The organism is Paraburkholderia sp. HC6.4b (assembly GCF_014200875.1).
Lineage (GTDB): Bacteria > Pseudomonadota > Gammaproteobacteria > Burkholderiales > Burkholderiaceae > Paraburkholderia > Paraburkholderia tuberum.
The window spans coordinates 213,470-239,146 of sequence record NZ_JACHDC010000006.1 but is presented as its reverse complement, the minus strand read 5'-3'; the positions used below and the strand labels follow the sequence as shown (position 1 = coordinate 239,146).

The window sequence follows — 25,677 nt, the reverse complement described above, 5'->3', positions numbered from 1 at the left end:
GCAAGCGTACTTCCGTCACCGCTCGCGACGCGTTTGCGTGCGCTGCGCGAGTTCTTTCTTGCGCGAGGCCTCACCATGTCCACGACTGCCCGCCGCGTCGCGCGGCTCCCGGAATTGCCAGCGGACCGCGCGGTGCGCGTGATCGTGGACGGCACGCCGATTCTGCTCGTGCGCGATGGCGACACCGTGCGGGCTTACTCGCCTGATTGCCCGCATGCCGGGGGCCCGCTCGAAGAGGGCGCGCTGTGCCGCGGCCGCATCATCTGCCCATGGCACAAGGGTACGTTCGACGTCGCGACCGGCAACGTGCTCGAGCCGCCCGCGCTGCTGCCGCTCGATCGCTACCCGGTCACGCTCGATGGCGACGACGTGCTCGTGTCGGCGGAAAAAATCGCAGCGCCGGCACCGGCGGCGCGCACATCCCCGCCCGATGCCACCGCGCAAGCCAAGCACTACGTGGTAATCGGCGCGGGCGCGGCCGGCGCCGCTGCCTGTGCCGCGCTACGCGAGTTCGGCTTCGAGGGCCGCATCACGCTGATCGGCGACGAAGCGCACGCGCCCTATGACCGCACCTCGCTGAGCAAATTCGTCCCCTCGTTTGAAATGACGCCCGCCGACGTGCCGCCGCTGCTGCCGCCCGACTGGCTGCACACGCACGGCATCGAGCGCATCGTCGCGAAGGTCGCGCGGCTCGACGTGCCTGCGCACACGATCCATTTCGAAGCCGGCGCGGGTGGTAGCGAGCAGAGCATCGAGCCGCTGAAATACGACACCGCGCTGCTCGCGACCGGCAGCGTGCCGAAAGTGCCCGACATGCCCGGCTGCGAACTCGGCGGCGTGCATGTGCTTCGACACCTGGACGATGCCGCCGCGTTGATCGACGCGCTCGGCGACGATGCATCGCAAACCCGCGTCGCGATTCTCGGCAGCAGCTTCATCGGCCTCGAAGTCGCGTCCGCGTTGCGCAAGCACGGCGTGCCCGTCACCGTGATTTCGCGCGACAAGGTGCCGTTCGCGAAGCAGTTCGGCGAGCGCGCGGGCCAGATGTTTCGCGCGCTGCACGAAAGCAATGGCGTGAAGTTTTATCTCGACGCCAAGGTCGCCTCGCTCGAGGGCGAGGAAGGCAATGTGCATACGGTGATGCTCGCCGGCGGCGAGGCCATCGCGGCCGATGTCGTGCTGCTGGGCACGGGGGTTGCGCCCGCTACGGGGTTTGTCGAAGGACTGCCGTTGCAGAAGGACGGCGGCGTGGTCGTCAATGCCGGCATGAACGCCGCGTGCGGTCTGTATGCGGCCGGCGATATCGCCGTGTTCACGCTGCATGAGAACCAGGAGCCGGTGCGTATCGAGCATTGGCGCGTCGCGCAGCAGCATGCGCGCATCGCCGCGCAGAACATGTGCGGTTTGCGCAATCGCTATGCCGACGTGCCGTTCTTCTGGACCTATCACTACGGCAAGAACTTCGAATACCTCGGCCACGCGAGCGAGTGGGATGAGATCGTCGTCGATGGCGACTTCGATCATCACCAGTTCATCGCGCTGTACGTGCGCGACGGCCACGTCGACGCGGTGTTCGCCTGCGAGCGCGAAGCGCTGACCGCGCGGCTTTCCGACGCGATGCGCGGCGGCCTGTCGCGGGCCGACGCGCTCGCGATCATCGGCACGCCGGAAGCGGCGGCGTCGTGACCCATCGAGTTGCCGTTCAACCTTGACTAGGGAGTCACCATGACGACACACAAGGAAAAACATCCTCACTCGGAAAAGAGTGAAAAGCAGATCGACAAGCAGGTCGAAGACAGCTTCCCGGCTAGCGACCCGCCGTCGACGGGCGGCACCACGAGGATCGAGCCGGAGCAGGACAAGGCAAAGGCAAAGGCCGGGCACGACAAGCCCGCCGGTCAATAGCCGCGTGGCAGCGGTTCGCGCTGCCCGCGCTTGCCGAGCGCCCGCGGCCTCGCCCATCATTGTGTTCGCGGCGGCCGCGGATGGCATCTATTGCACTCCCCCATTCTCAACCCACTGGAACGACGGAAACGACTCACCATGTCAGACGAGACCGGCTCGGCCAGCACCGGGCAGGAAGCATTCGGGCGCGATGCGCCGCACGGCGATGATCGCCGCGACGGCAACGACGAACGCGATGGCGTCGGCAAACGCGGCGACCAGGGCCGCGCTGACGGCAAACATGGCAACGGCAACAGCGACAAGGACAACGGCGACGACGGTCAGCAGAAAAAGACGCCCGGCAAGAAGCCGCTGATCATCCTCGGCGCGGTCGTGATCCTGATTGGCATCGTCGGCTTCGTCTGGTGGTTCGCGACGCGCAACGAGGTGACGACCGACGACGCCTACACCGATGGCAACGCGATCACGATGGCGCCGAAAGTCTCCGGCTACGTGGTGACGCTGGCGGTCGACGACAACCAGTTCGTGCACAAGGGCGACCTGCTGCTCGTGATCGACAAGCGAGACTACCAGGCGCAGGTCGATCAGGCGAAGGCGCAGCTTGGTCTTGCAAAGGCGCAATTGAACGCCGCGCAGGTGCAGCTCGACATCGCGCGCGTGCAGTATCCGGCGCAGTATCGCCAGGCGAAGGCGCAAACCTCGTCGGCGGAAGCGAATCTGCGCGAGGCGCAAGCCTCCTGGCAGCGTCAGCACACGGTCGATCCGCGCGCGACCACGCAGCAGAACGTCGATACCGCCGACGCACAGCGCCAGTCGGCCAACGCGAGCCTCGAGCAGGCGCGCGCGCAGCAGCGGACCGCGAGCCTCGTGCCGCAGCAGTTGCGCGAGGCCGAGGCCGCCGTCGACGAACGCCGCCAGCAGGTGCATCAGGCCGAGGCACAGCTCGAACAGGCGCAGCTGAATCTGTCGTACTGCGAAGTGCGCGCGCCGTCGGATGGCTGGATCACGCGGCGCAACGTCCAGCTCGGCAGCTTCCTGAGCGCGGGCGTGTCGCTGTTCTCGATCGTCACGCCGCAGGTGTGGGTCACCGCGAACTTCAAGGAGTCGCAGCTCGACCGCTTGCGCCCCGGCGACAAGGTCGAAGTCGACGTCGACGCGTATCCGAAGCTCGATCTGCGCGGCCACGTGGATAGCGTGCAACTCGGCAGCGGCTCGCGCTTCTCGGCGTTCCCGACCGAAAACGCAACCGGCAACTTCGTGAAGATCGTGCAGCGGGTACCGGTCAAGATCATCATCGACGAAGGTCTGCCGCGCGATCATCCGCTCGGGCTGGGCTTGTCGGTCACGCCGAAGGTGTACCTGAAATGACGGCGTCCGACGCGCCCGGCGAAGCGTCGCCCGGCGAGGCGTCGAACTGGAAGCCATCCGCGAATCCGTGGCTGATCGCGATCGTCGTCACGCTCGCCGCGTTCATGGAAGTGCTCGACACGACCATCGTCAACGTCGCGCTGCCGCACATCGCGGGCACGATGTCTGCCAGTTACGACGAAGCGACGTGGACGCTGACCTCATATCTGGTCGCCAACGGCATCGTGCTGCCGATCTCGGGTTTCTTCGGTCGGCTGCTCGGGCGCAAGCGCTATTTCCTCGTCTGCATCATTGCGTTCACCGTGTGCTCGTTTCTATGCGGCATCGCGACCAATCTGTGGCAGCTGATCATCTTCCGCTGTTTGCAGGGTTTTTTCGGCGGCGGACTGCAACCGAACCAGCAATCGATCATTCTCGACACGTTCCCGCCGCAGCAGCGCGGCCGCGCGTTTTCGATCTCGGCGGTCGCGATCGTCGTCGCGCCGGTGCTGGGACCCACGCTCGGCGGCTGGATCACCGACAACTTTTCGTGGCGCTGGGTGTTCCTCGTGAACGTGCCGTTCGGCGTGCTGACCTCGCTCGCGGTGATGCAACTGGTCGAGGATCCGCCGTGGAAACGCAAGGGCGATCTGCGCGTGTCGGTGGATTACGTGGGCATCCTTTTGATCGCGATCGGCCTCGGCTGCCTGCAGGTGATGCTCGATCGCGGCGAGGACGACGACTGGTTTTCGTCGAACTTCATTCGTACGTTCGCAGTGCTCGCGGTGTCGGGCATCGTCGGTGCGACGTACTGGCTGCTGTACACGAAGAAGCCGGTCGTCGATCTGCGCTGTCTGAAGGACCGCAACTTCGCGCTCGGCTGCGTGACGATCGCCGCGTTCGCGACGATTCTGTATGGCAGCGCGGTGCTCGTGCCACAGCTCGCGCAACAGCAGCTCGGCTATACGGCGATGCTCGCGGGCCTCGTGCTGTCGCCTGGCGCTGTGCTGATCACGATGGAAATTCCACTGATCAGCAAAATGATGCCGTACGTGCAGACGCGTTTTCTGGTGGCCACCGGCTTCGGGCTGCTCGCGTGCGCGCTCGCGTATTCGCACACGCTGGTGCCGGACATCGACTACTTCACGCTGGTGAAGATGCGCAGCGCGCAGTCGCTGGCGATCGGCTTCCTGTTCGTGCCGATCACGACGCTTGCGTATCTGACGGTACCGCCGCGACTGAACGACGACGCGTCCGCGCTGTTCACGATGTTCCGCAACGTCGCGGGTTCGATCGGTATCTCGCTGTCGACCGCGATGGTTCGCGAGCGCACGCAGGCACGCATGGCGCATCTGTCGGAGTTCATGTCGCCGCTTTCACAGAATTACAACGATACGTTGCAACGCAACGCGCGGACGATCGCGGACATCAATGGCATGCCGCTTTCTCAGGCGCTGCAAACGGCCAACGGTCATCTGTACACCACGTACATCTCGCAGGCGACGTTCCTTGCCTATGTCGACGTGTTCGCGTTCCTCGCGATTTTCTGCACGCTTTGCATTCCGATCACGATTTTCTTCTCACCGGCCAAGGCGTCCGGCGGCGGAGGACATTGAAGTGAAGCCTGGTTTGAAGCGCGGCGTTCCCGAACCCGCCACGTGTTTGATTGCCTGTGTCGTCGTCGGCATGTCCGCGCTGCTCGCGTCCTGCACGGTCGGCCCCGACTTTCATGCGCCGTACGCCGACGTGCCGGCGCAGTGGCACGATACGCAGCGCACCGCGGCGAATGCCGCCGCGAGCGACGCGTCCGTAACGAGGCCCAACGTCGCTTCGGTGCCCACCCTCGACACCGATCCCGACCCGCGCTGGTGGCGCAGTTTCAACGATCAGACGCTCGACGCGCTGATCGCGCGCGCCGCGCTCGGCAATCTTGACTTGCAGCAAGCGGTGCTGCGCATCGTCGAAGCGCGCACCCAGGTCCAATCGGCGGCCGCGCAGGGTCTGCCGAACCTGCGCGCGACCGGCAGCTATCAGCGCGAGCAGCTTGGCCTCAAAGGTTTTCTGCAGGAGAACGGCGCCTACGACAAGGTCGATCAGCTCGGCGCGCCCAATTCGCCCGTCAATGCGATCGCACCGGGCGCGGGCGCCGCGTTGCAAAAAGGCGCGAACAACCTGCTCGACCAGTTGAGCGCGCCGATCAATCTGTGGCAGGTCGGCTTCGACGCAACCTGGGAGCTCGATCTGTTCGGCCGCGTGCGTCGCTCGGTCGAGGCCGCGAACGCGCAAACCGAGGCCGCGTACGAGAGCCGCAACGACGCGTTGCTGTCGCTCGAAGCCGAGGTCGCGCAGACCTATATGCAGCTGCGCGGCGCGCAAACCTTGCACAACATCGCGATGAGCCTCGTCGAGCAGCAAGCCGAGACCGTCGAGTTGACGCAGAACAAGGCGAAGGTCGGGCTCGCGAGCGAGCTCGACGTGCAAAGCGCGCGGGCGCAGCTCGCGCAAACGAAAACGCAGTTGCCGCAATACGATCAGCAGATCGCCCAGTCACTCAACGCGCTCGCGTATCTGATCGGCGAGCCGCCCGGCGCGCTCGAAGCGCAACTGAGCACGCCGCAAACCGTGCCGCCGGTGCCGCCCGTCGTGCCGATAGGCTTGCCGTCGACGCTCGCGCGGCGCCGGCCCGACATCCGCCGCGCCGAGGCGAATCTGCATGCGGCAACGGCCAGTGTCGGCGTCGCGGTCGCGCAGTTCTACCCCGACGTGTCGCTGACCGGCCAGGCCGGCATGCGCGCGACGAATGCCCGCGATCTCGCGCGCTGGTCGCACCTGTTCTATTCGTTCGGGCCCACCGTGTCTCTGCCGATTTTCCAGGGCGGCGCGCTGGTAGCCAATCTGCGCATGTCGAAGGCCCAACAGGCCGAAGCCGCGCTCGATTACCGCAAGACCGTGCTGAGCGCGCTGAGGGACGTCGACAACGCGCTGGTCGTCTACCGCACCGATCAGGCGCGGCGCGATGCGCTCGCGGACAGCGTCACCGCGCAGCAGACCTCGTTCGATCTGTCGCGCGATAGCTATCGCAAGGGGCTGACGAGCTTCATCAACGTGCTCGATGCGCAGCGGCAGCTCGCGCAGGCACGAGAGCAATACGCTCAGGGCACGACCCAGGTCAGCACCGACCTGGTGGCGCTGTACAAGGCGCTAGGCGGCGGCTGGCAGAGCGATGCCGATGCGGCGGGAGCAACGGGCGCGGCGACGCGGTCAGGCGGCGGCGGATAACCAGCGACGCTGCCGCAAGGCTTCAGCCATGCTCGAACTGGGGCTCCGCGATCACCGTTCGCGTCGCATCGAGACGACCGCACGCGGCCAGCATCTGCTGCAACGACGTCACGGCGCACTCCGCTTCCAGCGATTCCTGCTGTTCCGCGCTCCACTGCTGCGTATCCTCGGGTGTCCAAAGGCCGACCACGATCGACACGTTCGGCAAGCGCGTGCGGATGCGCCGGATCAGATTGCGCAGATGCGACGGAATGCCGTCGATCTGCAGATACAGAAGGCAGACGATGCCCACGTCGTCCGCCACGAGGCTGTCGATCGACGCGCGCGACACCGCCTCGTGCGGCAGCGAGCGCGCCGCGAAGCCGTGCTTGCCGAGCAACTGCAGCAGAATGATCGTCGCGAGCGCATCGAGCGGGCCACGGCCCGGCAGGCACAACACGCGGCTCGTCGGCGCATGCGAGGCGAACACGGGCGCGGCGTCGACCGATCGTGGCATCGCCCGCGCGGCCTGCGTTTCGTCGGAAGGTGCCAGCGGCCCCACTGCGGCCGGCTTCGCCTGCGTCGCGAGCGGCGCGGGCTCGCGATCCTCGTAGCCGTCGAGGCCGTCGACCAGGTCGTTGGTCGTCGACTCGATGCGCGCGAGTTGCACGCTCGTCACGCTGCCGCGCGTCACGTCGTTGGCCGCGAGCCGCAAGCCCTTGATCGCGACTTCGTCGTAATAGGCCGACAGCGAGCGGTCGCGCAATAGCACTTCGGCCTGCTCGATCGCGTCATCCGGATCGCCGGCGAGCGCGCGTTGATAGAAGTTTTCGACCGGCGTCAGCGCGGGCTGATCGCCGAGCAGCACGTCGAGAAACTCGAGACGCCGCACGTGCCGCCCGAGCACCAGCAGACACAGCGTCAACGGTGTCGACAGGATCAGCCCGATCGGCCCCCAGATCCAGCTCCAGAAGATCGCCGCGACCACCACCGAAAACGGCGACAGGCCGGTGCTGCGCCCATACAGCAGCGGCTCGACTACCTGCCCCACCGCCAGTTCCGCGACCACGAACAGCACCAGCGACCAGATCGCCATCGCCCAGCCGGGACTGACCGCGGCGGCGAGCGCGGTGGGCAGTATCGCCGCGATCCAGATGCCGACGTAGGGCACGAGCCGCAGCAGCGCCGCGAGAATGCCCCACAGGATCGGGCTCGGCACGCCGATCAGAAACAGCCCCGTCCCGATCACGACGCCGACGCCGGTGTTGACGCCGAGTTGCGACACGAAGTAGCGGCTCAGGCGCCGCGCGGTCTCGTCCATCACCGTGGTCGTGCGGTGCAGGTCGCGCGAGCCGAACAGCCGGATCGCGCGATCGCGCAGGTCGTCGCGTTGCAGCAGGATCACGATCGTGACGACGAAAACGATGAACGCGGTTGCCAACGGACTGATGGCCGGCGACAGCACGCGTCGCGCGAGCTCGAACGGCGTCGGCACCGGCTCGCGCACTTCCACCGGCACCGCCGTCGACGCCTGCGGACTCGCCGCGGCCGCGGCGCCGTTCGGCGCTCGCGGCTGCGGCGGCTCGATCGTCGCGCGCTGCAATGCCTGCCCCGCCTCGCTCGCGAAACGGTTCAGCTTGCCGATCGTCAGACTGTGCACGGTGTCGATCTTGTGCTGGATGGTCGCCTGATAGCGCGGCATGCCGGCCGCGAGATCGGTCAGCTGTGTGGCGATTACCGCGCACAGCAGCGCGATGACCGACACCGAGATCAGGACCGCCGCGCACACCGACGCGACATGGCCGAGCTTGAGCCGGGACAGCGCATCGGCGAGCGGTGCGACGAGAAAGCTCAACAGGATCGCGAGCGTGATCGGAATCATCACCGCGCTCGCGACGTACAGGCATGCGACCGCGATCACGCCGACGCCGAACGTGACGAGCCCCTCGATACCGAATGCGGTGGAGGCCGCCTGAATGCGCGAGGCGGCGCTCGTGCCGCGCGGCTCGGGTGTGTCGTTCATGTTGCGGAGCGAAGATCGGGCATGGGAAAACGGTCTCTGAGCCGCACGCGGTTCGCCGGCTCGGAGTCTTATTACTCAATACCGTTGAGCAATGTCTATTTCATCGAATCGCCCGACACCGGCCCGCTCTCGACCGGTGGTGCCTCCTTCTCGATCTCACGGCGGGCCTGCTCCCAGTATTGCTCGGGCGTGCCCTTCGGCTCGGCCGCCTGCTCCCACAGATAGTAGGCGCGCGTGCGGATCTGCTCGTCGACGCTCGGTTCCTGTTCCATTTGTTCACTCCAGCTTGGCCGTTTGCGTGCGCACGCCTGCCGTGGCGAAGGTCGCAGACGCGTGCGTATCGTCAACCACAGAACGAGCAAACCTTGTACCTGTGCTGCGGCCCGCTTTTGCAACGGGGCTGGCGTCGCTCGCCAGCCTGCACTAGCCTGGCGCGGACTCGCCTTCGTCGGAAGTCAACTGCTCTTCGAGGCGGTCGAACACGCGCTGCGTCGCGCGGCTCGGCGCTTCGAGCGCGAACAGCAGCAGCGAGCGGCCGGTCACCTGGTAGGCATCGCCCGCGCTGAATTGCGGCAGCTCGGCGCGCACCGGCATGTTGGTGTCGACGAGGCAGGTCCAAAAATCGCCCTCGGGAATGTCGGGCAGCGTGAAGTTGACGACGTCGTGATACGCGTTCAGCACCAGCAGCAAGGTCGCGTCGGACGCGAGACGGCGAATGCCGCTCGCCTGCGCACGGCCGTCGATCACGAGGCCGAAGCAACGCATCGCCGGATCGGCCCACTGCTCGCCCGTGATGTCGGTGCCGTCCGGCGATAGCCAGCGCGTGTCGGTCACGTCGAGCGTCTCGTTGTATTCGCCAGTCAGAAAACGGCCGCGCCGCAGCACCGGCAAACGGTGGCGCAACGTGGTCAGATTGCGCACGAACTCGGTCAGCGCGCGGCCGTCGTCGTCGATCGCATCCCAATCGACCCAGCTGATCTCGTTGTCCTGGCAATACGCGTTGTTGTTGCCCTGCTGCGTGCGGCCGAATTCGTCGCCGGCGAGGATCATCGGCGTGCCCTGCGACAGCAGCAGCGTCGCGAGCAGATTGCGCTTCTGGCGCTCGCGTTGCTGGCGGATGTCGGCGTCGTCGGTCGGTCCTTCGGCGCCCATGTTCCACGACTTGTTGTCCGAATGGCCGTCGCGGTTGTCCTCGCCGTTTGCCTCGTTGTGCTTGTCGTTGTACGAGACCAGATCGTTCAGCGTGAAGCCGTCGTGCGCGGCAATGAAGTTCACGCTCGCCCACGGCCGCCGGCCGCGATGATTGAACTTGTCGCCCGACGCGGTGACGCGCGTCGCGAGATCGGCGGCGGTGCCCTCGTCGCCCTTCCAGTACGCGCGCGCGGTGTCGCGGAAGCGATCGTTCCATTCGGCCCAGCCCGGCGGAAAACCGCCCACCTGATAGCCGCCGGGGCCGCAATCCCACGGCTCGGCGATCAGCCGGATGCTGGAGAGGACCGGGTCCTGGCGGCAGCTGTCGAGAAAGCCGCCGCCCTCGTCGAAGCCGTGATCTTCGCGGCCGAGGATCGTCGCGAGATCGAAGCGGAAACCGTCCACTTTCATTTCGGTGACCCAGTAGCGCAGGCTGTCGGTCACCATCTGCAGCACGCGCGGATGCGACAGGTTCAGCGTATTGCCGGTGCCGGTGTCGTTGATGTAGTAGCGCGGCTCGTCGGGCATCAGCCGGTAGTACGACGCGTTGTCGATGCCCTTGAACGAGACCGTCGGGCCGCGTTCGTTGCCTTCGGCCGTGTGGTTGTACACGACGTCGAGTATCACTTCGAGATCGGCCTGGTGAAAGCGGTCGACCATCTCCTTGAATTCGCCGACCGACTCGGTCGACGACGCGAAAAAGCGCGGATCGGCCGCGAAGAAGCCGATCGTGTTGTAACCCCAGTAGTTCGTGAGACCCTTGTCGAGCAGATGGCTGTCGTTGACGAAAGTCTGGATCGGCATCAGCTCGACCGAGGTCACGCCAAGGCTGCGGATATGGTCGAGCACCGGCTGCTGCGCCAGACCCGCGAACGTACCGCGCAAACGCTCGGGCACCCGCGGATGACGTTTCGTGTAGCCGCGCACGTGCGTCTCGTAGAGAATCACGCGCTCCCACGGCAGCGCGTTGCGCTCCGGATGGCTCCACGAAAAATTCGCATCGACCACCTTGCACTTCGGCACGAAAGGCGCGCTATCGCGTTCATCGAATGACAGGTCGAGCTCTTCCGAGCCGAGCGTATAGCCGAAAATTTCCGGCGCCCATTTCAGCTCGCCGATGTGCGCCTTCGCATAGGGATCGAGCAGCAGCTTGTTCGGATTGAAGCGATGCCCGTTTTCGGGCTCGTAGGGACCATGCACGCGATATCCATAGACGGCACCCGGTTTCAGATTCGGTACGAACACATGCCATACCTCGTCGGTGTATTCGGGCAGCTCGATCCGTTCGAGTTCGTGTTGGCCAGTTTCATCGAACAGACACAGTTCGACTTTGGTTGCGTGCGCGGAGAACAACGCGAAGTTGACGCCACTGCCGTTCCATGTCGCGCCGAGCGGAAAAGGCGTGCCTTCGGCAATGCGTGTCGAGTAGCTGGCTGGGGAAGACATAGGTGTTCTCAATGGCTGCAAGGAGGTGTGTATCTCAGGGTCATGCATGTGTTTTTTTCAACTGCCTTTCCACGTGTTCTTTGCTGCTCATTGTTCCAGTGTAGGCATTGGAGGCCCGCGCGCCGGACATTGCACCGCGCGAGCAGCGGGCCGGTGCGTGTAGCAACTTGTGGGCCTGATGCGCCTCGCTTTCCCTCAGCTCAAAGTCGCGGCATGAGATTTGCAGCATACCGGCAAGGCGCACGCATTGCGCGCCGTCGAAACGCCACCACACCAAACCGGGAGAACACAGATGATGCGCAACCCGCAGATCACACCGCTGGCCGCTTCCGCATCGCTTCTCGCCGCCATGACGCTGATTTCCGCGTTGGGCACGTGCGGCAGCGCGTTCGCGCAAGGCGCGCCGCAGGCGATCACCGAAAAACGCACGGACGTCGTGCAGCTCGCGAGCGGCTATCGCGCGTCGAAGCTGTCGGGCGCGGACGTGTACAACCGCAACAAGGACAACATCGGCACGCTCGACGATCTGATCGTGTCGCCGGGCACCGAGCGCACCACGTATGCGATCCTGTCGGTCGGCGGCTTTCTCGGCATGGGCAAGCATCTGGTCGCCGTGCCGTTCAACGATCTGCAGATCGACAACCGGCGCGTCGTGCTGCCCGAGGCGACGAAGAAATCGCTCGAGGCGTTGCCGGAGTTCAAGTACGCGAATTGAGCGCGGCGTTGCCGCGTCGAATCGATCGACGCGGCAACGGGCCGTCCATGCACAGGCGTTCAGGGGCGTAGTCAGCCGAGCAGCTTGTCGGGCGTAATGGGCAAATCGCGGATGCGTTTGCCGGTCGCATGCCAGATCGCGTTGCACACTGCCGCGGCCACGCCCACCACGCCGATTTCGCCGACACCTTTGACGCCGAGCGGATTGACGATGTCATCGCGCTCGTCGACGAATAGCACGTCGATCTCGTGAATGTCGGCATTCACCGGCATGTGATATTCGGCGAGGTTGTGATTCATCTGGCGTCCTAGCGCGTGATCGAACTGGCCGTGCTCGTGCAGCGCCATGCTGATGCCCCACACGACGCCGCCCGCGACCTGATTGCCCGCCGTCTTCGGATTGACGATGCGTCCCGCCGCGACCGCGCTGACCACGCGCGTGACCCGCACAGTGCCGAGCGCTTCGTCGACGCGCACTTCGGCGAACACCGCCGAATGCGTGCCCATCGAATACGCCTGCTGCTTTTCGTGCGGCTTCACGCTGGCCTGCTCTTCGAGTTCGTCCAGCCCCGCACGCTGCAACAGCGTCGCAATCGCGATCGAGTCGTCCGCGTGTGGGCCGCACACGAGCCGGTTGCGCTCGCGCCGCACGTGTTCGCGAGTCGCCGACGCGAACCGTGCGCCACCATGTTCGCGCGCCAGTTCAACCAGACGGTTGTGCAGGCGCGTACACGCGGCATCGACTGCGCTACCCACCGACGACACCGTCCACGATCCGCCCTCGATCGGCGCCTTCGGCAGCCGGGTGTCGCCGAGTTCGAAGCTGACGTCGCCGAGCGGCACGCCGAGCGCATCGGCGGCGATCTGCGTCATCGCGGTGTAGGTTCCGGTGCCGATATCGGCGGTCGAACTCGACACGCTGACGCGGCCATCGGGCGTCAACACCGCGCGTGCGGCCGCTTCGTTCTGCATCGCGTCCCACGCACCGGTCGCCATGCCCCAGCCGATCAACTCGTTGCCGTCGCGGCGTGCGCGCGCCTCGAGCGGCCGCCCCGCCCAGCCGAAGCGGGCCGCGCCTTCGCGATAGCAGTCGCGCAGCGCCTTGCTCGAAAACGGCAGGTTCTTGTTCGCGTCACGCTCCGCATAGTTGACGAGCCTCAATTCGAGCGGGTCCATCCGCAATGCCTCGGCCAGTTCGTCCATCGCGACTTCGAGCGCAAAGAGCCCTTGTGTCGCGCCGGGCGCGCGCATGTCGGCCGGTGTCGGCACGTCGAGCTTCGCGACCCTGTAGCCCATCGACACGTTGTCGCATCGATACAGCTGCCCCGCCCAGTTGACCACCACGTCGCAGTAGTCCTCGTAGCGCGAGGTTTCCGACACCGCCTCGTGGATCACCGCCTGCAGGCGGCCATCCGCCGACGCGCCGAGCGCGACGCGCTGCACCGTTTGCGGACGATGCGCGAAGGTGAACATCTGCTGCCGGGTCAGCGTGACGCGCACGGGTTTCTTCAGTTCGCGCGCGGCCATTACCGCGAGCGCCAGATGATATTGCGGCCGCAAGCCGGAGCCGAACGCGCCGCCGACGAACGGCGACACCACCTGCACTTCGTCGTCTTTCAAACCGAACACACGCGTCAGATAGCCCTTCGTATTGACGACGCCCTGAGTCTTTTCATAGACGGTCAAGTGTCCTTGCGCATCGGGCACCACGGTGCATCCGTGCATTTCCATCGGATTGTGATACTCCGGTGGTGTCGTGTAGAACGCGTCCACGCGCGCCTTTGCATCGGCCAAGGCCTTGCGTGGGTCGCCACGCTCGGGCGGAGGCGGATCGAAGCCGCCCTTCTCGGCCGACGGCGGCACGGCGCTCGTCAACGCTGCTTCGATATCGGTCTGGTGCGAGCCGGCCTCGTAACCCACCTGCACCAGCGACGCCGCGTAGCGCGCCAGTTCCAGCGATTGCGCGACCACCAGCGCGACCGGCTGCCCGCTGTACCACACGCGCTCGTCCCAAAGCGGCCTCAATGGCGTGCCCCCGGGCGCAATCATGTCCTTGAACGCGTCGACGTCCGACGGCAGCGCCGGGCGCTTGCGATGCGTGAGCACGAGCAGCACGCCGGACAGCGCCTCGGCGGCCGAGGTATCGATCGACACGATCTTGCCTGCCGCGATCGTGCCCGACACGACGACGCCATACACGAGCCCTTCGACGCAGAACTCGGCGGCATATTGCGCGGCGCCGGTCACTTTGACGGGCCCGTCCACACGCGAATGCGGCACGCCGGTGGCAGGCTTCGGGCTGCCTGTCGACGGCAAGGTATCGGCACGGTTCATCGCGCGGCCTCCTCGAACGAACGTTGTGTGGCCTCGCCGAAGGCGCGCACGATCACGCGCGCCGCGAGTTCGATCTTGAACGCGTTGTCGCGCTGAGTGCGCGCACCGCGCAGCAGCGTCGCCGCGAAATCGCGCAACGTTCGCGCGTTCAGCATCGCGCCGCGCAGTGCGGCTTCGGCGGCGGGATCGCGCCACGGCTTGTGCGCGACCCCGCCGAGCGCGCACCGCGCGTCGACGATCCGCGACTCGTCATCGAGCTCGACACCGACCGCGGCCGACACCAGCGCGAACGCATACGATGCGCGGTCGCGCACCTTCACGTACGCGTGATGCGCGGCAAAGCCTTGCGGCGGCAGTTCGATCGCGGTCACGAGTTCGTCGTCGCGCAGGTTGGTGTCGATCTGCGGCGTATCGCCGGGCAGCCGGTGAAAATCCGCGAACGGCAGCGTGCGTGCGCCGTCGTTGCCGATCAGATGCACGGTGGCGCCGAGCGCCGCCAACGCGACGCACATATCGGACGGATGCACGGCGATGCAGTGCTCGCTCGCACCGAGGATCGCGTGAATGCGGTTCACGCCGTGCAGCGCCGGACAGCCGCTGCCGGGTTCGCGCTTGTTGCACGGCGTGCCCACGTCGTAGAAGTAGTAGCAGCGCGTGCGTTGCAGCAGATTGCCGCCGACCGTCGCGACGTTGCGAATCTGCGGCGACGCGCCCGCCAGGATCGCTTTCGCGAGCAGCGGGTAGCGTGTCGCGACGGTATCGTCATACGCGAGCGCGCTATTGGTTACGAGCGCGCCGATCTTCACGCCGCCCTGCGCCGACGCTTCGATCTGCCTGAGCGGCAAACGGTTGATGTCGACGAGCAAAGCCGGGCGCGCCACGTCTTCGCGCAGCAGGTCGACCAGATTCGTGCCGCCCGCGAGGAACGCGGCGCCCCTGTCCGAACGATGCCGTTCGAGCGCATCCTGCACCGCATCGGCGCGCGTGTACGAGAAGCGGTTCATGGCCGCGCTCCAGATTTATTCGCGACCGCACTGTCTTGCCTTGCGTCATCGTCACCGAAATGCGCAGCGTCGAGAATCGCCGCGACGATGTTCGGATACGCGCCGCAGCGGCACAGATTGCCGCTCATCTGCTCGCGCACATCGTCCGCGCAGCGCGCATGTCCTTCTTCGAGCATCGCGTGCGCCGAGCAGATTTGTCCGGGCGTACAGTAGCCGCACTGGAACGCGTCGTGATCGATGAACGCCTGCTGCAGCGGATGCAACGTGTCGCCGTTCGCGAGACCTTCGATCGTCGTGATCGATGCGCCGTCGTACACGACCGCGAGCGCGAGGCAGGTATTGATCCGCTGGCCATTGACGATCGCCGTACAAGCGCCGCATTGACCGTGATCGCAGCCCTTCTTGGTGCCGCTCAGGTGCGCATGCTCGCGCAGCAGATCGAGCAGCGAGGTCCACGCCTCGACGTCGAAGCGCCGCGTCTCGCCGTTGATCTCGAACGTCAATGCATGCGACGCGGGCGCGTCGGCCCGGGCGGTTTCAGCATCGGGGGTAGCCATCGGATTTCCTCCTCACAAGGCATCGCGCAAGCAGTGCGGCGCGCGACGGAACTCAACGCAATTCAAACCAATGCAAAGCGGCGACAGCGCGCGAGCGCGATGCCGCCGCGGCGTCCGGCGCGTCGCGAGGCAGGCCGACGCGCTCGACGGATCGCTTATTGCCCCGCCCCACTACCCGCGCGCGGCGGCGTCGCGCCTTTGAAGCGCCTGTTGGTGGTTTTCCCATTGCCGCCGCCGGCGACGCCATTGGTGGCGCCCCCCGATTCGCCGACATTGCCGTTCGCATTGTTCGCGCTGGTCGTGTCCGGCGTGCGCGATTCTTCCAGGCTTGCGCCGGGTTGCGCGGCAGACTTGCTGTTTTGCATGGACGGATTGGTACCGGTCTGCGCGAAGCCCGCCTGCGCAAAGCCTAGCGCGAAGCAGCCTGAAACGAGCGCGGCAGCCAGTTTGACGGATACATCGATCTTCATGGCACTCTCCCTTAAGACGTTATGAAAACCCACTGCGCGAACCTCGTACGTGAGCGCAGGCGGCCATGCCGCCATCAGTTCGACAACCTAAATAATCGGCGCGCCGCCCGTTACCGCAATCGTCGCGCCCGAGATGTAGCTCGCTTCATCCGATGCGAGCATCACGTACGCGGCGGCCAGTTCGGCCGGTTGGCCGGGGCGCTTCATCGGCACCTGCTTGCCGAACTGCTCGACCTTGTCTGCCGGCATCGTCGATGGAATCAACGGCGTCCAGATCGGTCCCGGCGCCACGCAGTTCGCGCGAATGCCCTTTTCCGCGAGCAATTGCGCGAGGCCACCGGTGAAGTTCTGGATCGCGCCCTTGGTGGTCGCATACGCGATCAGACCAGGATTCGGATGATCGGCATTGATCGACGAAGTATTGATGATCGCGCCGCCCGGCTTCATATGGCGCACCGCCGCGCGCGTGATCCTGAACATCGCGCCGATGTTGGTATCGAAGGTCTTGTCCCATTCTTCGTCGCTGATCGCATCGAGCGACGGATAGCTCATCTGATACGCGGCGTTGTTGACCACCACGTCGAGCCGGCCGAATGCCTCGATCGCCTTGTCGACGATCGCATCGCAATGCTTGCGATCGCGGATATCGCCGCCGACCAGCACCGCCTTGCGACCCGCGTCCTCGACCCAGCGCGCGGTCTCGCGCGCATCGTCGTCTTCGTCGAGATAGGCGATCAGCACATCCGCACCTTCGCGCGCGAACGCGATCGCGACCGCGCGGCCGATGCCGCTGTCGCCGCCGGTCACGATCGCCGCCTTGCCTGCGAGACGCCCCGATCCTTCATAGGTTTTCTCGCCGTGATCCGGTTGCGGGTTCATGTCGGCCGTGCGGCCGGGCCTCTGGTCCTGCTGCTGTTCAGGAAACGGCGGTGCCGGACGTTGCGTGTCGCTCATGTCGGATCTCCCTCGGTGCGAATGACCATGGGCGGCGCGCACGAGCGCGCCGCGTCATCGGTCTTTCAGCAACGAGTGGGCCTGCCTGCAATAGCGAGAGGAAACTGCTGCGCGCCGGGCGGCGCAGGGGCACGCATGGCTTAAGAAACTGCGTTGGACAGAACGGTGGCGGACAGATGGCAGATTGATGACAAACAGATTCGCAGAGCGACGAGTGCGATTTTCTGCCGACGACCGTGCAGAAATAACAGAACTGTCAGTGAGTTTTCGCTAACAACGTGATTCAGATGATGGCTCCGCCGCATGCAACGCCGCCGCCGATTCGAGCACGCGCAGCAGACGCTCGGGTGTCAACGGTTTGGCGCAATGCGCGTCGAAGCCGGCGGCCTTCGCGAGCGCGCGATCGTCGCGCGACGCAAACGCGGTACATGCGACCAGCAGCATGTGTGAAGTCTGCGGATGCGCGCGCAGCCGCCGCGCGAGTTCGAGCCCGTCGAGTCCAGGCATCTTGATGTCGAGCACCACCGCGAAGGGCTGCCATTCGCGCGCGGTCTCGCACACGGCAAACGGATCGTCGAGCGCGCGGCATTCGAAGCCGTCGGCCATCAATAGCATTTGCAGCGCATCGGCCGCTTCCCGGTAATCGTCGACTACCAGCACGCGACGATGCGCGGCCATCGCATAGCGGATTGGTCGCCATACGAGCACGTCGTCGCTGCTGTCCACGTTGTCGTTGAACACAGTCATTTTTTCTCGCCCTTTTACATTGGCCCTGAAGGGCATCCGCGCCACCCGTGCAAGATTCGATCCCGTTGCGTCTGCCGGACTACGACCGGTTCTTTGTTATTTCCGCTTCGCTCGGACGATGCCGCGGCCAGCACGCCTGGTCGCGCATTCCGACGTTGCAATCACCTGGAATGCGGGATTCAGCGTGCCCATTCGTCACGGCGTTTGAATGACGGCGCCTGCGATGTGCGCGCTGCGCAACATCGATCGACGCACTGTCCTTGTGCGATCCGTCTCGTTCAGAGGCGTCGCACGATATCGGTATTTCAACGGATTGAGGGGTCCACGCAATGCAAGCCGCAATCGCACTTATGGCGCGAATCGATGACGCGGTCTTATCAAAAGAATAAGCGACGATGCCGATAAAAAAATGCTCGACATGTTAGGGGTTTGTGCTCTGCGGGTTATCCCGCACGATTATCGATAAACCCCTTCAGCATCGCGAGCGTATCTGCGTCGTCGATGTGTTTGTCCATGCGCCAGCGCAGCATGCGCGGAAAACGCACGGCCACGCCGGACTTGTGACGCGAACTCGCTTGTATCCCTTCGAAGCCGATCTCGAACACGAGCGTTGGCGTCACGCTGCGCACCGGGCCGAATTTATCGACGGTGGTCTTGCGCACGATCGCATCGACCCGACGCATCTCTTCATCTGTGAGCCCTGAATAGGCCTTCGCGAACGGCACCAACGTGCGCACGCCGTCGGCCTCGTCCCACACCGCGAACGTGTAGTCCGTGTAAAGACTCGCGCGACGGCCATGACCGCGCTGCGCGTAAATAAGTACAGCGTCCACCGCATAAGGCTCGATCTTCCATTTCCACCACGTGCCCGACGCCTTGGTACGACCGACGCCGTACATCGACTCGCGCTCCTTGAGCATCAAACCTTCGACGCCGCGCGCGCGGCTCTCGTCGCGCAACGCCGCGAGCGCGCTCCAGTCCGCTGCAAGGACGAGCGGCGATATGCGCAGCAGACCACGCGCGAGCGTGCCATCGACGGAGCTGGCCAGCGCATCGAGGCGTGCGCGCCGTTCAGCGAGCGGGTTCATGCGCTGGTCCCGTCCGTTTGCTTCGAGCAGATCGTATGCGAGCAGCGCGGCGGGCGAATCCGCGAGTATCTTGCGCGTCAGCGTCTTGCGCGCGATGCGCGGTTGCAGCCGCGCGAACGGCAATGGCGCTGCCGCGCCGGGCTCCCACGCGAGAATCTCGCCATCGATCACGTAGCCATCGGGTAATGACTCGCCCAATGCCGCGACTTCGGGAAAACGATCGGTAATCAGATCCTCGCCGCGCGACCACAACCACACGCGGCCGCCGCGTTTGACGAGTTGCGCGCGTATGCCGTCCCACTTCCACTCGATCAGCCAGTGCGCGGGATCGCCGAGCGTGGCCGGATCGGTCTGCAAGGGATGCGCGAGAAAGAACGGATACGGCAGGCCGAGGTCGCTATCGTGTTCAGGCGCGTGCGCTTGCGGATCGTCGTCGGTCTGCGGCGCGATCAGACGCAGATAGCGCGCCGCATCGGGCTTCTGTTGCGAATCGGTCCAGCCGACCATTCGTTGCGCGATCCGCTTGTGATCGACGCCCGCCACTTCGGCGAGCGCACGCACCACCAGTTGCCGCGCGACGCCGACACGAAAGCCACCGCCGATCAGCTTGGTCAGCAGGAAACGACCGCCCCAGTCGAGTTCGTCCCAGTAGCTGAGCAGACGCCTGCGCAACTCGTCGGGCGGCAGGCCGCGCAACGGCAGCATGCGTTGCTCGATCCATTGCGTGAGACCCAGCTCGGAGTTGCGCGACGCGGGCGGCAGGATATGCGCGATGGTCTCGGCCAGATCGCCCACCGCGTGATACGACTCCTCGAACAGCCACTCGGGCAAGCCGGCGCGCTCGCGTGCGATTTCGGTCAGCAAACGCGTCGGCACGAGTTGACGCGGCTTGCCGCCCGCGAGGAAATACGACGCCCATGCCGCGTCTTCGGGGTCGGCCACCGAGAAATAACTCGTCAGCGCCGCGAGCTTGTCGTGCGTCGACGTGGTCGCATCGAGCGCGGTGTAGAGAGCCGCGAAGCGTTTCATACGGTGCCCGTCATGATTCGCTCGTCGCCGGCGCTTCGTCGGCGCCGGCCGCGTCGGCTTCGACGGTATCGTCGCCGTATTGCGTTTCGAACGCGCTGGCGTGCAGGCCCTGCTCGTTGAGCCAGCGCACCATCGGTTCGATCGAGCCATGCGTGACGATCACGCGGGAGGCGCCGCTCTCGCGTATCGCCGTTTGCAAACCCGGCCAGTCCGCGTGATCCGACAGCACGAAGCCACGATCGACGCCGCGCCGGCGACGCGCGCCGCGCAGGCGCATCCAGCCCGACGCGAACGCATCGCTGTAGTCGCCGAAGCGCTTGAGCCACGCGCTGTTCTGCGCGGACGGCGGCGCGACGATCAGCGCCTGTTTGAATACGCCCTTGTCTTTCGCTGCAATCTCGCCGACCAGACCGAGCGCCGGCAGACGCACGCCCGCGTCGCGATACGCGCGATTGAGCGGCTCGAGCGCGCCGTGGCAGAAGATCGGCCCGATCGCCGCATCGACACTCGCGAGCACGCGTTGCGCCTTGCCGAATGAATAGCAGAACAGCACCGACGCGCGCCCTTCGGAGGCGTTGTGACGCCACCATGAATCGATCGAATCGAACACGCTTTGCGGCGTATCCCAGCGATAGATCGGCAGGCCGAACGTCGATTCGGTGATGAACGTATCGCAGCGCACCGGTTCGAACGCGGCGCAGGTCGGATCGGCTTCGAGCTTGTAGTCGCCCGACGCCACCCATACGCGGCCCGCGTATTCGATCCGCACCTGCGCCGAGCCGAGCACGTGCCCGGCCGGATGCAGCGACACGCGCGCCGCGCCAATCGTCAGCGGCTCGCCGTAGTCGAGCGTGTGCAGCGCGATGCCGGGCAGCCGCAATAGCAGCACGCTCGCGCCCGCGCGCGCGGCCAGGTAGCGCTGATGACCGAAACGCGCGTGGTCGGAATGCGCATGTGTGATCACCGCGCGTTCGACCGGCCGCCACGGATCGATGTAAAAATCGCCGGGCGGGCAATACAGTCCCTCCGGCCGCGCGATCACCAGATCGTTGGCTTGCGGCGCGGTGTCGGTCTGACGCGGCGACTGATCCATCGGCTGTCCTCGGCAAGGGAACGCGATCTTGCGAACGCGGCCAAGCAAACTATATGCCGCGCCATTGATGGCCCCGTTTCTGCTTACGGTATATAAAGCACACAGGCGTGTCGGGAGCGGCTGCCATCCGGCAGTGCCCGGCGCGCACCGCGAGGCCTCATGCCGATCCTGCTCGACCAGCAAGCGCTGTATATCGCCAGACATCCCTGGCGCTTCCTGCTGCAAACGCTGAAAGCGTTTCGCGCGAACCAGGGGCTGCTGCTCGCGGGCGCGGTCGCGTACTACGCGTTGCTGTCCATCGTGCCGCTGCTGATCCTGATCGTCATCGTGTTGTCGCGCGTGGTGCCGCAGCAGCTGGTGCTCGACGCGCTTGCGCATCTGCTGCGCTGGCTCGTGCCCGGACAATCGGCCGCGCTCGTGCGTGAGCTGTCGAACTTCCTGCTGCATCGCGCGGTAATCGGCTGGGTACTGCTGCTGACGATGATCTTCTTCAGCTCGCTCGCGTTCACCGTGCTCGAAAACGCGATGTCGCTGATCTTCGTGCATCGGGTCGTCGTGAAGCGGCGCCACTTCCTGATCTCGGCGCTGCTGCCGTACTGCTACATCCTGTTTCTTGGCGTGGGACTGCTGATCGTCACGTTCGTGTCAAGCGCGCTCGACACGATCGGCGCAGAAGGACTGAGACTGTTCGGCCTGCACGTGTCGTTGCAGGGCTTCTCGCGAGTGATGCTGTATCTGTTCGGGCTCGCCGGCGAAATCTTCGTGCTGACCTCGGTGTATCTGGTGATGCCGGTCGGACGGCCGTCGCTCAAACACGCGCTGATCGGCGGCGTGGTGGCCGGCGCGTTGTGGGAGATCACGCGGCACGTGCTGGTCTGGTATTTCGCCACGCTGTCGCAGGTCAGCGTCGTCTATGGTTCGCTGACGATGGCGATCGTGATCCTGCTCAGCTTCGAATGGCTCGCCACCTTGCTGCTGTTCGGCGCGCAGGTGATATCGCAATACGAGCGCTTCGGCCACGAACCGCTCGACGCGCCGCAGCCGAGGATCAAGACCGGGTAGCAAGCCAGTCGCAAGGAACAACCCTTGCTCGGCGATACCGACGACGGCCGCCCGTTTCGCAGGGCGGCATCGACTGGCTATCGAGGAGCGAGGATCATGGCTGAAACCGTCGGCGATTTCATCATCGGGCGGCTGCACGCATGGGGCGTGCGGCGTATCTACGGCTATCCAGGCGATGGCATCAACGGCGTGTTCGGCGCGTTGAACCGCGCGCAGAGCGAAGCGAAGAAACGCCACAAAAGCACGGATCAGCCGGGCCCGATCGAATTCATTCAGGTCCGTCACGAAGAAATGGCCGCGTTCATGGCCTCCGCGCATGCGAAATTCACCGGCGAGTTGGGCGTGTGCATCGCCACCTCGGGGCCGGGTGCATCGCATCTGCTGACGGGGCTGTACGACGCGCGCATGGATCACATGCCGGTGCTGGCGATTACCGGTCAGCAGGCACGCGCGGCGATCGGCGGACACTATCAGCAGGAGCTCGATCTGCCCGCGATGTTCAAGGACGTGGCCGGCTCGTTCGTCGGCTTTGCGACGATGCCCGCGCAGGTCCGTCATCTGGTCGATCGCGCGGTGCGCATCGCGCTCGCCGAGCGCGCGGTCACGGCGCTGATACTGCCGAACGATCTGCAGGACATTTCCTACGAGCCGCCGGGGCGCAAGCATGGCACGCTGCATTCGGGCATCGGTTACGCGCGCCCGCGCGTCGTGCCGAGCGACGCGCAGTTGCGCCAGGCCGCCGACGTGCTGAACGCGGGCCGCAAGGTCGCGATCCTGGTCGGCGCGGGCGCGCTGCACGCGACCGACGAAGTAATCGCGATCGCCGAGAAGCTCGGCGCCGGCGTCGCCAAGGCGCTGCTCGGCAAGGCCGCGCTTCCCGACGATCTGCCGTGGGTGACCGGTTCGATCGGCCTGCTCGGCACGAAGCCGAGCTACGACATGATGACCCATTGCGATACGTTGCTGATGATCGGCTCGGGCTTCCCCTACTCGGAATTTCTGCCGAAGGAAGGCGACGCGCGCGGCGTGCAGATCGACATCAAGGCCGATATGCTGAGCCTGCGTTATCCGATGGAAGTGAACCTCGTCGGCGATAGCGCCGAGACGCTGCGCGCGCTGCTGCCGCTGCTCGAGGAAAAGAAGGATCGGCTGTGGCGCGAGCGCATCGAAGGCTGGGTGTCCGACTGGTGGAAGACGCTGGAGAAACGCGCGCACGAACCCGCGAAAGATGGCCTGAATCCGCAGCTCTCGGTATGGGAGCTGTCGAAGCGCATTCCCTCGAACGCGATCGTCACCAGCGATTCGGGCTCGGTCGCGAACTGGTACGCACGCGATCTGCAAGTGCAGCGCGGCATGATGTGCTCGCTGTCGGGCGGGCTCGCGTCGATGGGCGCGGCCGTGCCCTATGCGATCGCCGCGAAGTTCGCGTACCCCGAGCGGCCCGTGATTGCGCTCGTCGGTGACGGCGCGATGCAGATGAACAACATGGCCGAACTGATCACGGTCGCGAAGTACTGGCAAGGCTGGAGCGATCCGCGCTGGATCTGCATGGTGCTCAACAATGGCGACCTGAATCAGGTCACATGGGAGCAACGCGTGATGGAAGGCGATCCGAAGTTCGAGGCCTCGCAGAGCATTCCGTCCGTGCCGTATCACCGCTTCGCGGAGCTGATCGGTCTGAAGGGCATCTATGTCGACAATCCCGATCAGATGGCCACCGCCTGGGACGACGCGCTCGCGTCGAATCGTCCGGTCGTGATCGAGGTGAAGGCCGATCCGAACGTGCCGCCGCTGCCGCCGCATGTCACGCTCGCGCAGGCCAAAGCGTTCGCCGAGACGTTGATGAAGGGCGACCCCGATCAGGGCAACGTGGTGGTCGAAACCGCGAAGCAGGTGCTCGGTGCCGTGCTGCCGGGGCATCACGACAAATGACGCGGTAGCGGCTCGACGACGCCTGTGCGCGCCAACGTTCGACGCAGAACGTGGCTGGTAAAATGGCGCGCGCTCCGTGCACGCGCTCATTGGGTCTGCTTCGCCGCAGGCCATCACGTCGGCCGTTATCTCATGCTCACACACGTCCTCGCCGTTTTCGCGGCGGCCCACACTGCGTCATTCGCGCAAGTCGCATCATTCGCGTCATCAGGCATGCACGCTCCTGCCCATGCTTGACGAAACCCGCATCGCGCGCGCACTGACCGCGCGCGGCATCTCTGCCGATGCACGGCAGCGCGAGGCCATCGGCGCGCTCGTCGGGTTGGTCGGCGCGCAGCAGCGCGAGCGGCAGGCATGGTCCACCGCCGCGTTCGGGCCGCAAGGCGTCTACTGTCACGGACTGCCGGGCCGCGGTAAGAGCCTCGTCGTCGATACGCTGTTCGAGCTTGCGCCATGCCGCAAACGGCGCCTGCATTTCCACGAGTTCCTGCGCGAAATGAACCGCCGGCTCGTGCACGCGCCGCCTGGTGACGACCGGCTCGGCGACGTGTCGCGGCAATGGCTCGACGGTATCGAGCTGCTGTGCTTCGACGAATTCCATGTGCACGATATCGCCGACGCGTTCCTGATGGGCCGCTTTCTCGACACCGCGATCAAGCTGGGCACGCGTATCGTGCTGACGTCGAACTACGCACCGGACGATCTGTTGCCCGACCCCGAGTTTCACGAGCGCTTTCTGCCGACCATCGCGCAGATCAAACGCGGCTTCACGGTGATCCATTTCGACGGCGTGCGCGATTACCGCTTCGGCGGCGAAGCGGCCGAGGTGCCGCGCTTTTTCGCGCCGCTCGACGCATCGAGCGAGGCCGCGTTGCGCGATGTCTTCACGGGCCATGAACGCGACGCTGCGATCGAGCCGGTCAGGCTGAGCGCGGCGGGCCGCCCGCTCGAAGCGCGGGCAGCCGGCCGCGCGCTGCTGTGGGCGGACTTCGAGCAGTTGTGCGTCGCAAGCCGCTCGCACCTCGACTACCTCGATCTCGCCGAGCAATGGCAAGGCTTGATCGTCGATCGTCTGCATACGGAAGCGCTGAGGAAGCCGCATACGCTGCAGCGACTCGTCTGGCTGATCGACATCTTCTACGACCGCAAGCGCGCGCTCTTCATCGCCTCCGATCGGCCGATCGAGACCGCGTTGATCGGTCTCGAAGGCGCGCGTGATCTGTCGCGTACGCTGAGCCGGCTTGCCGAGATGCAGTCGCGCGCATATCGCAGCACGCTTGAACGAGGCGGCGAGGACAACGCGCAAGACGGCATCAACGCCAAGGCTTGATGGCCGGGCATCGGACCCGCGCGCATTTCTGCAATTCTTGCAAAGCGACGGTAAAGCGTGCCAACGCCGTTTCGCGTCGACGCACGCGCCACGGCGCCGGGCGATGCATCGCCGGCCCCCCGAAACAAGCCTACACTCAACCATGCCATGCCCCGCGGTACCGGAAAACTCGCCGCCAGATCAGTTCGATGGG

Annotated in this window: 20 protein-coding genes; 9 read left to right on the top strand and 11 right to left on the bottom strand. The window is 65.4% G+C overall.

All coding sequences use genetic code 11. From position 1 onward, the window contains the following. Window positions 1–75: 75 nt before the first annotated feature. The 5 genes from HDG34_RS11725 to HDG34_RS11705 all read left to right on the top strand — a co-directional run bounded on the left by HDG34_RS11725 (window position 76) and on the right by HDG34_RS11705 (window position 6,531). Entirely contained in the window at window positions 76–1,686 is a 1,611-nt protein-coding gene (locus tag HDG34_RS11725; protein ID WP_184060147.1) for an FAD-dependent oxidoreductase, read from the top strand. A gap of 39 nt (window positions 1,687–1,725) precedes the next feature. Continuing rightward, a complete protein-coding gene (locus HDG34_RS11720) occupies window positions 1,726–1,905 on the top strand; it encodes a hypothetical protein (RefSeq protein WP_184060145.1) in 180 nt (59 codons plus the stop codon). Between the two features lie 138 nt (window positions 1,906–2,043). Then, window positions 2,044–3,273 (top strand): HlyD family secretion protein, encoded by a 1,230-nt coding sequence (locus HDG34_RS11715; RefSeq protein ID WP_184060142.1) that lies wholly within the window; start codon window positions 2,044–2,046, stop codon window positions 3,271–3,273. After that, window positions 3,270–4,868 (top strand): DHA2 family efflux MFS transporter permease subunit, encoded by a 1,599-nt coding sequence (locus tag HDG34_RS11710; protein WP_184060140.1) that lies wholly within the window; start codon window positions 3,270–3,272, stop codon window positions 4,866–4,868. The genes HDG34_RS11715 and HDG34_RS11710 overlap by 4 nt, the downstream gene beginning before the upstream one ends. A gap of 70 nt (window positions 4,869–4,938) precedes the next feature. After that, on the top strand, window positions 4,939–6,531 hold the full coding sequence (locus HDG34_RS11705) for an efflux transporter outer membrane subunit (RefSeq protein WP_260321134.1): 1,593 nt from the start codon (window positions 4,939–4,941) through the stop codon (window positions 6,529–6,531). A gap of 22 nt (window positions 6,532–6,553) precedes the next feature. On the opposite strand, the gene HDG34_RS11700 is transcribed toward HDG34_RS11705, so the two are convergent. The 3 genes from HDG34_RS11700 to glgX form a co-directional block, all read right to left on the bottom strand. After that, entirely contained in the window at window positions 6,554–8,533 is a 1,980-nt protein-coding gene (locus HDG34_RS11700; RefSeq protein WP_184060138.1) for an AI-2E family transporter, read from the bottom strand. Window positions 8,534–8,628: 95 nt separating this feature from the next. Then, entirely contained in the window at window positions 8,629–8,805 is a 177-nt protein-coding gene (locus HDG34_RS11695; protein ID WP_184060136.1) for a DUF2934 domain-containing protein, read from the bottom strand. Between the two features lie 151 nt (window positions 8,806–8,956). Beyond that, window positions 8,957–11,170: a glycogen debranching protein GlgX gene (gene glgX / locus HDG34_RS11690; RefSeq protein ID WP_184060134.1), complete on the bottom strand. Its 2,214-nt coding sequence runs from the start codon at window positions 11,168–11,170 to the stop codon at window positions 8,957–8,959. 292 nt (window positions 11,171–11,462) lie between these two features. Between glgX and HDG34_RS11685 the strand changes: the two genes are divergently transcribed. Beyond that, a complete protein-coding gene (locus HDG34_RS11685) occupies window positions 11,463–11,885 on the top strand; it encodes a PRC-barrel domain-containing protein (protein ID WP_184060132.1) in 423 nt (140 codons plus the stop codon). A gap of 71 nt (window positions 11,886–11,956) precedes the next feature. On the opposite strand, the gene HDG34_RS11680 is transcribed toward HDG34_RS11685, so the two are convergent. From HDG34_RS11680 to HDG34_RS11645, 8 genes are all read right to left on the bottom strand, one after another. Next, entirely contained in the window at window positions 11,957–14,218 is a 2,262-nt protein-coding gene (locus tag HDG34_RS11680; protein WP_184060131.1) for a xanthine dehydrogenase family protein molybdopterin-binding subunit, read from the bottom strand. Further along, window positions 14,215–15,222 carry a xanthine dehydrogenase family protein subunit M gene (locus tag HDG34_RS11675; RefSeq protein WP_184060129.1) on the bottom strand — a complete coding sequence of 336 codons (1,008 nt, stop codon included), beginning with the start codon at window positions 15,220–15,222 and terminating at the stop codon, window positions 14,215–14,217. Before HDG34_RS11675 ends, HDG34_RS11680 begins: the two co-directional genes overlap by 4 nt. Next, window positions 15,219–15,779 carry a (2Fe-2S)-binding protein gene (locus tag HDG34_RS11670; protein ID WP_090809927.1) on the bottom strand — a complete coding sequence of 187 codons (561 nt, stop codon included), beginning with the start codon at window positions 15,777–15,779 and terminating at the stop codon, window positions 15,219–15,221. Before HDG34_RS11670 ends, HDG34_RS11675 begins: the two co-directional genes overlap by 4 nt. Before the next feature lie 155 nt (window positions 15,780–15,934). After that, entirely contained in the window at window positions 15,935–16,249 is a 315-nt protein-coding gene (locus HDG34_RS11665; RefSeq protein ID WP_184060127.1) for a hypothetical protein, read from the bottom strand. Window positions 16,250–16,336: 87 nt separating this feature from the next. Then, complete coding sequence (locus tag HDG34_RS11660; RefSeq protein WP_184060125.1) at window positions 16,337–17,203, bottom strand: glucose 1-dehydrogenase; 867 nt, start codon at window positions 17,201–17,203, stop codon at window positions 16,337–16,339. Between the two features lie 270 nt (window positions 17,204–17,473). After that, window positions 17,474–17,950, bottom strand: a complete 477-nt coding sequence (locus HDG34_RS11655) for a response regulator (RefSeq protein WP_018425151.1) — start codon at window positions 17,948–17,950, stop codon at window positions 17,474–17,476. 443 nt (window positions 17,951–18,393) lie between these two features. Continuing rightward, window positions 18,394–20,067 (bottom strand): ATP-dependent DNA ligase, encoded by a 1,674-nt coding sequence (locus tag HDG34_RS11650; protein WP_184060123.1) that lies wholly within the window; start codon window positions 20,065–20,067, stop codon window positions 18,394–18,396. 10 nt (window positions 20,068–20,077) lie between these two features. Further along, window positions 20,078–21,160, bottom strand: coding sequence for a ligase-associated DNA damage response exonuclease (locus tag HDG34_RS11645; RefSeq protein WP_184060121.1), 1,083 nt, complete (start codon window positions 21,158–21,160; stop codon window positions 20,078–20,080). Window positions 21,161–21,319: 159 nt separating this feature from the next. Here HDG34_RS11645 and HDG34_RS11640 point away from each other — a divergent pair, with 159 nt between their 5' ends. The 3 genes from HDG34_RS11640 to zapE all read left to right on the top strand — a co-directional run bounded on the left by HDG34_RS11640 (window position 21,320) and on the right by zapE (window position 25,484). Next, on the top strand, window positions 21,320–22,222 hold the full coding sequence (locus HDG34_RS11640; RefSeq protein ID WP_090809917.1) for a YihY/virulence factor BrkB family protein: 903 nt from the start codon (window positions 21,320–21,322) through the stop codon (window positions 22,220–22,222). Window positions 22,223–22,318: 96 nt separating this feature from the next. Further along, window positions 22,319–24,154: a thiamine pyrophosphate-requiring protein gene (locus tag HDG34_RS11635; RefSeq protein ID WP_184060119.1), complete on the top strand. Its 1,836-nt coding sequence runs from the start codon at window positions 22,319–22,321 to the stop codon at window positions 24,152–24,154. 229 nt (window positions 24,155–24,383) lie between these two features. Then, a complete protein-coding gene (zapE, locus tag HDG34_RS11630; RefSeq protein WP_184060117.1) occupies window positions 24,384–25,484 on the top strand; it encodes a cell division protein ZapE in 1,101 nt (366 codons plus the stop codon). Window positions 25,485–25,677 lie beyond the last annotated feature (193 nt).

What these genes read in the sequence shown, in the direction of transcription:
- HDG34_RS11725 (WP_184060147.1), top strand. Translation starts at nt 76, where the DNA reads ATGTCCACGACTGCCCGCCGCGTCGCGCGGCTCCCGGAATTGCCAGCG.
- HDG34_RS11720 (WP_184060145.1), top strand. Translation starts at nt 1,726, where the DNA reads ATGACGACACACAAGGAAAAACATCCTCACTCGGAAAAGAGTGAAAAG.
- HDG34_RS11715 (WP_184060142.1), top strand. Translation starts at nt 2,044, where the DNA reads ATGTCAGACGAGACCGGCTCGGCCAGCACCGGGCAGGAAGCATTCGGG.
- HDG34_RS11710 (WP_184060140.1), top strand. Translation starts at nt 3,270, where the DNA reads ATGACGGCGTCCGACGCGCCCGGCGAAGCGTCGCCCGGCGAGGCGTCG.
- HDG34_RS11705 (WP_260321134.1), top strand. Translation starts at nt 4,939, where the DNA reads ATGTCCGCGCTGCTCGCGTCCTGCACGGTCGGCCCCGACTTTCATGCG.
- HDG34_RS11700 (WP_184060138.1), bottom strand. Translation starts at nt 8,533, where the DNA reads ATGAACGACACACCCGAGCCGCGCGGCACGAGCGCCGCCTCGCGCATT.
- HDG34_RS11695 (WP_184060136.1), bottom strand. Translation starts at nt 8,805, where the DNA reads ATGGAACAGGAACCGAGCGTCGACGAGCAGATCCGCACGCGCGCCTAC.
- glgX (WP_184060134.1), bottom strand. Translation starts at nt 11,170, where the DNA reads ATGTCTTCCCCAGCCAGCTACTCGACACGCATTGCCGAAGGCACGCCT.
- HDG34_RS11685 (WP_184060132.1), top strand. Translation starts at nt 11,463, where the DNA reads ATGATGCGCAACCCGCAGATCACACCGCTGGCCGCTTCCGCATCGCTT.
- HDG34_RS11680 (WP_184060131.1), bottom strand. Translation starts at nt 14,218, where the DNA reads ATGAACCGTGCCGATACCTTGCCGTCGACAGGCAGCCCGAAGCCTGCC.
- HDG34_RS11675 (WP_184060129.1), bottom strand. Translation starts at nt 15,222, where the DNA reads ATGAACCGCTTCTCGTACACGCGCGCCGATGCGGTGCAGGATGCGCTC.
- HDG34_RS11670 (WP_090809927.1), bottom strand. Translation starts at nt 15,779, where the DNA reads ATGGCTACCCCCGATGCTGAAACCGCCCGGGCCGACGCGCCCGCGTCG.
- HDG34_RS11665 (WP_184060127.1), bottom strand. Translation starts at nt 16,249, where the DNA reads ATGAAGATCGATGTATCCGTCAAACTGGCTGCCGCGCTCGTTTCAGGC.
- HDG34_RS11660 (WP_184060125.1), bottom strand. Translation starts at nt 17,203, where the DNA reads ATGAGCGACACGCAACGTCCGGCACCGCCGTTTCCTGAACAGCAGCAG.
- HDG34_RS11655 (WP_018425151.1), bottom strand. Translation starts at nt 17,950, where the DNA reads ATGACTGTGTTCAACGACAACGTGGACAGCAGCGACGACGTGCTCGTA.
- HDG34_RS11650 (WP_184060123.1), bottom strand. Translation starts at nt 20,067, where the DNA reads ATGAAACGCTTCGCGGCTCTCTACACCGCGCTCGATGCGACCACGTCG.
- HDG34_RS11645 (WP_184060121.1), bottom strand. Translation starts at nt 21,160, where the DNA reads ATGGATCAGTCGCCGCGTCAGACCGACACCGCGCCGCAAGCCAACGAT.
- HDG34_RS11640 (WP_090809917.1), top strand. Translation starts at nt 21,320, where the DNA reads ATGCCGATCCTGCTCGACCAGCAAGCGCTGTATATCGCCAGACATCCC.
- HDG34_RS11635 (WP_184060119.1), top strand. Translation starts at nt 22,319, where the DNA reads ATGGCTGAAACCGTCGGCGATTTCATCATCGGGCGGCTGCACGCATGG.
- zapE (WP_184060117.1), top strand. Translation starts at nt 24,384, where the DNA reads ATGCTTGACGAAACCCGCATCGCGCGCGCACTGACCGCGCGCGGCATC.